General features: G+C 34.7%; 9 protein-coding genes. 1 reads left to right on the plus strand and 8 read right to left on the minus strand.

What is annotated here, in order from left to right:
- From D1003_RS02210 to D1003_RS02225, 4 genes are all read right to left on the minus strand, one after another.
- The coding region (locus tag D1003_RS02210; RefSeq protein ID WP_260393285.1) for a GyrI-like domain-containing protein at positions 1–372 on the minus strand (372 nt) is incomplete at its 3' end.
- 1,133 nt (positions 373–1,505) lie between these two features.
- Complete coding sequence (locus tag D1003_RS02215; RefSeq protein ID WP_014938954.1) at positions 1,506–1,805, minus strand: helix-turn-helix domain-containing protein; 300 nt, start codon at positions 1,803–1,805, stop codon at positions 1,506–1,508.
- Positions 1,795–2,034: a type II toxin-antitoxin system RelE/ParE family toxin gene (locus tag D1003_RS02220; protein WP_260393286.1), complete on the minus strand. Its 240-nt coding sequence runs from the start codon at positions 2,032–2,034 to the stop codon at positions 1,795–1,797. The genes D1003_RS02215 and D1003_RS02220 overlap by 11 nt, the downstream gene beginning before the upstream one ends.
- A gap of 336 nt (positions 2,035–2,370) precedes the next feature.
- Complete coding sequence (locus D1003_RS02225; RefSeq protein WP_014615013.1) at positions 2,371–2,904, minus strand: MepB family protein; 534 nt, start codon at positions 2,902–2,904, stop codon at positions 2,371–2,373.
- A gap of 132 nt (positions 2,905–3,036) precedes the next feature.
- Here D1003_RS02225 and D1003_RS11020 point away from each other — a divergent pair, with 132 nt between their 5' ends.
- Positions 3,037–3,213 carry a hypothetical protein gene (locus D1003_RS11020; protein WP_185148323.1) on the plus strand — a complete coding sequence of 59 codons (177 nt, stop codon included), beginning with the start codon at positions 3,037–3,039 and terminating at the stop codon, positions 3,211–3,213.
- A 46-nt stretch (positions 3,214–3,259) separates the two neighbouring features.
- Here the strand turns inward: D1003_RS11020 and D1003_RS02230 are convergent, their stop codons facing one another.
- The 4 genes from D1003_RS02230 to D1003_RS02250 all read right to left on the minus strand — a co-directional run bounded on the left by D1003_RS02230 (position 3,260) and on the right by D1003_RS02250 (position 7,085).
- Positions 3,260–3,682, minus strand: a complete 423-nt coding sequence (locus D1003_RS02230) for an N-acetyltransferase (protein ID WP_153935555.1) — start codon at positions 3,680–3,682, stop codon at positions 3,260–3,262.
- A gap of 272 nt (positions 3,683–3,954) precedes the next feature.
- A complete protein-coding gene (locus D1003_RS02235) occupies positions 3,955–4,608 on the minus strand; it encodes a DUF4919 domain-containing protein (RefSeq protein ID WP_153935556.1) in 654 nt (217 codons plus the stop codon).
- Positions 4,609–4,923: 315 nt separating this feature from the next.
- Positions 4,924–5,418 (minus strand): phosphoribosylaminoimidazolesuccinocarboxamide synthase, encoded by a 495-nt coding sequence (locus tag D1003_RS02245; RefSeq protein WP_153935558.1) that lies wholly within the window; start codon positions 5,416–5,418, stop codon positions 4,924–4,926.
- A 230-nt stretch (positions 5,419–5,648) separates the two neighbouring features.
- Positions 5,649–7,085: a S41 family peptidase gene (locus D1003_RS02250; RefSeq protein ID WP_153935559.1), complete on the minus strand. Its 1,437-nt coding sequence runs from the start codon at positions 7,083–7,085 to the stop codon at positions 5,649–5,651.
- Positions 7,086–7,381 lie beyond the last annotated feature (296 nt).

The raw sequence follows: 7,381 nt of genomic DNA on the forward strand, positions 1-7,381 counted from the left end.
CGTATATTTTCTATTGAGTTCTTCGTCTCTATTCCAAATGTCTATCCAAGTATTGATAACAGCGTTCGGCATTTCGCCTTTTGCTACGAATTTTTGAAAGTTCTCGGCTTCAAATTCCCTACCGACTAATCCACTAGGGATTTCATTTAGTGTTGAAACAGGAACACCTATAATCGTAGTATATTCCTCGGTGTAGTTGCTTTTGTAATCAGTATAAATTGAAAATATTTCATCCGATACTTTATTCGGTATCTTCTCAAAAATGTTTTCCGCATAAAATTGCCCCCAAAGTTTTCCCAAATCTTCCTTTGATTTGTTGTCTTTGTTTGTTGTCCGAGTGGAAATTCCAATTACTTTAAATCCATTTTTCATTTTATTGTTTTATCAACTGTTGTTATTCTGTATGTGTTTAATGCACTGTAATTTAAATGTTTTTTTAGAATTGGGGCTTTGTTAATGCTCATATTCAAAAAATTTCTTTTCAGCCGTGTGTTTTGATACACTTGCCGCTAACGAGACGGGTATTGCCGAAGGCGGGGCTTCTCAGCACCCAACTTCAACTAAAATACCACAGTTCAAAGATAAACAAAATTTTCTAAAAAAGCAATTAACCCCGCTTGCGGCAATACCTTGTTACCAGCTGTACTATATTTTTCTGCGTGGTGTCTTTTCCGCATAGTTTTCAGTCCGCACGTTTTTCACATTTTCAGCGTTCAAGTCCACAATTTGACCGTTTAGTTTTTCAGCCTTTAAGTCAGTTCCGTAGTTTTTGGGTTACTCGTTTTCAGTTCCGAAATCCATTCGCTTTTTCGCTTTTCGTCAGTTTGAGGTTCTTTCCTTTGGGGTTTTTCCTCTTTTTTTAGGTTTTAAAAGTCCAACATTTAGTCGAGCATTACAAGTTACCAGCTGTACTATTTTTTTCTGCGTGGTGTCTTCTCCGCATAGTTTTCAGTCCACACGTTTTTCACATTTTCAGCGTTCAAGTCCACAATTTGACCGTTTAGTTTTTCAGCTTTTAGTCAGTTCCATAGTTTTTAGGTTACTCGTTTTCAGTTTTGAAATCCAATCGTTTTTTCACTTTTCGTCAGTTTGAAGTTCTTTCCTTTGAGGTTTTATTCTCTATTTAAGTTTTAAAAGTCCAATATTCAGTCAAGTGTTACAAGTTATCAGCTGTACTCTCCAACATTTTTTAAGAGTCGGCTCATTCAAAATATGCTTTTAAGTCGTCCGTGGTAGAAAATGAATTTAGACCCCTAACACGCACTGCTCGGCTGGGTCTGAATTCAGTTTCTTCCTATTCACAATTTAGAGCATTTTGAATCGTTTCGGTTCCTTAGCGAAATGTTTGGAGTGTATAGCTGGTAACGGTCGGGTATTGCCGAAGGCGGGGCTTATTAGCACCCAACTTCAACTGAAATACCACACCTCAAAGATAAACAAATTTTTCTAAAAAAACAATTAACCCCGCTTGCGGCAATACCTTGTTAGCAGACGTATTCTTTCGATTATAAGTTAATTCCAAGATTCAATTTTCCGCCAAGTCCAATTTCCACGATTTTTTGAAGTGTGGAAAGCCTTACATCTTTAATATTGTTCTCAACTTTTGAAATATAACCTTTATTTGTTCCGCATTTTTTAGCAAGTTGCTCTTGTGTAAGACCTTTTTCAAGTCTTGCTTGCTGAATTAGAACTCCGAGCTTAAACTCCTCAAATCCTTTTTCAAATTCATCTCTTTTTTTAGTTCCTTTTTTTCCGTATTCTTTGTCAAGAATTTCAGTTAGGGAAGTTAAATTTTTATTTTTCATTTTCGTATTCCTTTTTGATTTTTAATGCTTTTTCAATTTCTTTTTTCGGTGTCTTTTGCGTTTTCTTTTGAAATCCATTGGTAAGAACAATCAGTTTCCCTTCGTCAAAAAAACAAAATATCCTAAAAATATCGTTTCCAAACTGAACTCTTATTTCATAAAGTCCGTCAGTTCCCTCCATATGTTTAAAGTATTCGGTTGGGATTTTTTCAACAGTTTCTATTACCATAAAAGTCCATAATATTTTCTCTTTTACTTTTGGCTTCTGCTTTTGGAAGAAGTCAAAGAAGTAATTTTTATAAGCGTAAAATATTTCTAAATTTCTTTTCTTCCATATCGCCTACAAATATATAAAAAGTTGTTCAAATGTACAACTTTTATTTTTATGCGAAATTTTCAGCTATATGCCTGCTAACGGTCGGGGCTTTGTGTTCGGGCGGGAAATTGAAGCACAAAAGCTGATTTTATTACTAATGTTTAATTGAAAAACTGCCGTTGAATTTTGCACTTCAGCCCGCCTAACGCAAAACCCTTGTTAGCTGTTCGTTGTTTTTCTCTGTCAGTCTTATTGCGTTAAAATTTTTTTTATCAATTCAAGGTCGGTTGAGTTGTCATTTTTAATTGTTATAAAATATTTCGTCTGCCAACTTTGTGTTTTCTTCGCCTGTTCGCTTGTTGTCAAATCCCAAGGCGGATAAATTCTAATTCCACGTTTTCCAATTTTCCCATGTCGTGTTATTATTCCTTTGTCAGCCAACACAGACTTTGGGAAAATGAATTGTCCTAACTTTTCCTCATCTCTTGCTGTGATAATTACAAAATCAAAATTGTCCGAGTTGTCAAATGGTTCTGTTTGTCCGTCCTTGTTTCGTTTCCAAATCGTTACAAACTGTCCTGTTTTTGTAGGTGTAATTTTAGAAAATCGCTGTTGAATTGTCTTTCCGTTAAGTTCGAAAGTACAAGCTCCGTATTCTTTACTTTCTATATTCTGCTTCAAGTTTGTCAAGTCAAAACCACATTTGTCATAAACCAATTCTTTAACTATTTTCAGGTCGTTATGAATTGAGTTTAGAAGTGTCAAAGTATTTTCAGTTGTCATTTTTCTTTTAATATTGTGTTAGTTCGTTTCTTGTGTACGTGTCGTTCTACAATGACAGCTAACGGCTCGGCGGCTTTGCGAAGTTTCCTCTGGAAGCTCTGCTTCCAAGAGGAAATTTTGCAAAACCGCTTGATGGGCGAAGTTCGCGAAGCGACGAGCCCATCAGGCGGTGTAAGCCGCCGAGCCGATGTGGCGAAATCCGCTTCGCTCCTTTCGCCACATCGTTTTTCGGCTTGGCGATGTGGCGGATTATTAGCACAAAAGTTCAATAGAATTACTGATGTTGAACCTTACACAAATGTTTCATAGAAGCACTTCAGCCGCCATATTGCCAAACCGATGTTAGCGGTAGTTTTTATATTTTTTTTCGATAATAATACTTTTCAAACCCTTTTGGAAAATCACTTTCTGTTCCAATTTTTTCAAATCCAAGTTTTTCATAAAATGCAGGTGCTTGAAATGAAAAAGTATCCAAACTTATAAACCTACAATTTCGGTTTTTGGCTTCTTTTTCTGCTTCTAAAAGTAATTTTTTTCCAATTCCGTTGTTTCTGTTTTCGGGCTTAATGGCAAAGGTTTTAATTTCGAGTGTTCCCCAGATAGAGCGACCATACAGTCCGCCAATGATTTCTTTCTTTTCATTTCTCGCAATTATTTCGATAGGTTTATTAATCTCACTATTAAATTCTTTGGTTTTACTTAAATTGTATTCAACAAGTATTTCGACAATTTTGTCATAAGATTTTTGATTAATTATATCTGTTACTTTTATGTCCATTTTATTAATTAAATATTATTTTCAAAATATTATGATTTTGTTGTCTTTAAGGTTGTCTTGGTAAAATTACCGCTAACGGGAAAGTATTTGCGAAGGGCGGGCTAAATTGGACTATTCATTCAATTTCGACCAACCGTAGCAGATGCTTTTTCCGTTGTGCTAATTTAGGAAAAAAAGTAATACGGAAAAGCAGAAGCGGATAAATGTTCCCAAATTTTCAACTATAGCCTCTCCCCGCCTTTTGCAAATACTATGTTAGCAGCAGTAGTTTTTTACAGAAAATATCCTCCTACTAATTTTACAAAAACTTCTCTATCTCCGATTCTATAAATTGTTAATATACTTCCATCTGAAAGTTGTTTCATTTTTTGACTAAACTGTGCTCTTGGCCCAGTTTGTATTAGTTTTTCAAGTTGCTGCAAAACTTCTCCTGCAGTTAAAACACAAATTGCAGTTTCTTCACTTTTCCCATCTCCACTTTTTTCTATTGTTTGAGTTATTAAATCTTTCTGTTTATAGCATAAATCTGATTTTTGATTTTCATTTAGTGCATTGTAAATGTTAATCATATTATCAAGTAAACTTTTATTAAGTGGATTTTTTGAATATTTTAATTCTGCTTCTTCTATTATTTTTTCTGCCTTACTTTTAGATAATTTTTTTTGAGCGTGTTTCCAAAATGTGCCTGATTCACTGTTGTAGTTCCCAATTGTGTAATCCATCTTTACAAATTTACTTCCATAGTAAAGTTGATTTAGTTGTTCTTGTGTTAATTTAGACGGGTCTGTTTTAAAAATATCTAAAAGATTATAAAAATTTTCTTTAGGATTTTCAGTCACATTTTTCTTGATCAATTCAGTGTTTATTTGTCCATAAGAAAATGCAAATAAAAAATTTAGAAACACGATAAATATTGTTTTTTTCATTTTATGGTATGTGTTTGTTTACTATTGCTGCTAACGGCTCGGCGGCTTTGCGAAGTTTCCTCTGGAAGCTCTGCTTCCAAGAGGAAATTTTGCAAAACCGCTTGATGGGCGAAGTTCGCGAAGCGACGAGCCCATCAGGCGGTGTAAGCCGCCGAGCCGATGTGGCGAAAGGAGCGAAGCGGATTTCGCCACATCGGTCCGGGGCTTTGCGTTTGGGCGGGATTTCGAAGCCGAAACTTTCAGCTAATATACAAATTTCGATAGAAGTACAAAACTTGAATTTTGCACTTCAGCCCGCCTGACGCAAAACCCTTGTTAGCGGTTCGTTATTAATTTTTCGTCTGTCATAATTTTAACTGCTTTCTCCGTTTCACTTTCTCCGTCTGTCAATGAACCTGGAAGCATTATTAGTCTTTTTTTTAATTTGCCTTGTTCGTCTTCAAATAGCACTTCAAATCTTGAACGAGTCAAACCAGAAATTGCTTTTTTAAATTTAACTTCTTTAATTTTTTGTCGGTCTATGATTGGTGTCGCAGAGTTATTGATACTATTTAATATTCCGTAAACTAAATAAATTCCTAGAAGTCCAAATAATATTGGTTGTGCTACTTGACCGTTTCTATAATTGTCAAAAGCGAAATAAAAAAGTCCGATAGAAAGTCCACCGTAAATAATTAGTATTCTTGAAATGTTATTCCCAACTGTCACTTTCGCAACATTACCGATAATTCCGCTTCGTGTCAGAACAATTTTGTCTGGCAAAATATGGCAAAATCCTGTCTTTGTTTTAAATATCTTTTCGTTGTCCATTGTTTTCAGTGTCGTCTGTTATAATGACCGCTAACGGTTGGGGCTTGGCGTCAGTGGCGGAATTTGAAGTGCTAAACCTTTAAACCATCACACAAAGTAGCCGAAGCCATTTTCTATTTGCTAATATATCAAAAAAGCAAATAAAAATGGCGTAGGCGAAATAGAATTACCAAAAGTTCAACTTAGCACTTTACCCGCCATTGTGCCAAACCCTTGTTAGCACCAGTTTTTTATTTTTCAATTTCTTTCTTAACAATTTCAAGCCAGTCTTTTTCATTATCAGGGTTTAATTCGACGTCTGGTTTTATCCCTATCATTTCAAAATCGAAATCATCATAGAAGATCATTTTCTTTTGTGTCATACTTATCCAAGCTGGAAAATTTGGTATTTCTAATCTTCGCCACTCTCCATATGATACAAATCCTCCCGTATTCTCTCCAAAGGTTTTCACTTTTCCACTCTGTTTAGCCGTCAGAATAAATCCTTCGGTTGAACTTGCATCCCATCTATTTTGTATGATGTAAACTTTTTTGGGATATGAAGAAATAGTTTCAACTTTTGAAGTTGATTTTGTGTAAGGTTCAAACTTGCCTATATGTTTTTTTAATGCCTCAATTTCTAAATCCGCATTCAAACTGTCTTGGTTAGTTTTCACATTATATAAGTACCTTTCGTTATAATAGTTCTGAAAATTATCTTTACTTATCCAAATGGAAGAAGCTGCTATTGGGTTTTGATATTCATTTTTATCCATAATATACGGTAATAATGGATAATAACTCCAATCACTACCGCCACCATTATTCCTCACATCAATTATCAAATTATTTTTAGTTGAAAGTTGATTTTGATGTACTGAAATAATAGAATCTATATTCTTTTTGTTTTCATAATCAAAGGTGTGAATTCGCAAATAATTTGTATTGTTATCAAGTTCTTTAAAGTAAGTTGAATCAGCAACCTTGAAACTATTTGTGACTGTAATATCCTTCTTTTTCCTATAAAAAGTAATGTTTCTGCCAAATTTTAATGTGTCCTTGGAAAACTGTACTTTATAGGCGGCAGGTCGGTTAGCAAAGTCCCAATAAATAGCTGTTAATTCATTTTGATGGTTGTTGTAAAACTCAAACCTAATGTCACCTTTAAAACCAAGAAACTGTTTGTTGTGACGAAAATCATCTTTTAATATTCCAATATATTCTCTACCTTTTTGTTGGTTTTTTTGTATTTGAATCGAGTAGAGTCCATTTTTATAATACCAATCTCCAAGAATTCCTTTTGGGTTAATCCTCTTCAGCTGATGATTCTCCACATTTTCTGTGATGAATCTTTTTACAGACAGGGTATCATCGAATGATTTAAAAGGATAGTACTCATTGGTTATATATAACTTTTGGTGTGCATCTCTAAGAAAAAAAAGATAGTGTTGGATAAGACCTAAGCATTCTTTTTGAGTAGTTAAATCTTTTGAAATCTTTACGATTTTATTTTTATGTTTTTTGTAAATGTCTTGTCTATTATATTCCAATACTTGATGAGCAAATGATGCTGAATTATTCTCAATTTGATGAGTAACAAATTCAATTACTTTTTTACAATCGCACTTTTTTTGTGCAAATGAAAAAATTGAAATGCTTAGTGTTATTAATGTGATTATTTTACGCATAGTGGTTTAAAATTGGTGCTAACGGCTCGGCGGCTTTGCGAAGTTTCCTCTGGAAGCTCTGCTTCAAAGAGGAAATTTTGCAAAACCGCTTGATGTGCGAAGTTCGCGAAGCGACGAGCCCATCAGGCGGTGTAAGCCGCCGAGCCGATGTGGCGAAATCCGCTTCGCTCCTTTCGCCACTAACGGTCCGGGTATTGCCGAAGGCGGGGCTTATTAGCACCTAACTTCAACTAAAATACCATACTTCAAAAGTAAACAAAATTTTCTAAAAAAACAATTAACCCCGCTTGCGGCAA

Origin of the sequence: Riemerella anatipestifer (genome assembly GCF_009663465.1) — a bacterium.
GTDB lineage: Bacteria > Bacteroidota > Bacteroidia > Flavobacteriales > Weeksellaceae > Riemerella > Riemerella anatipestifer_C.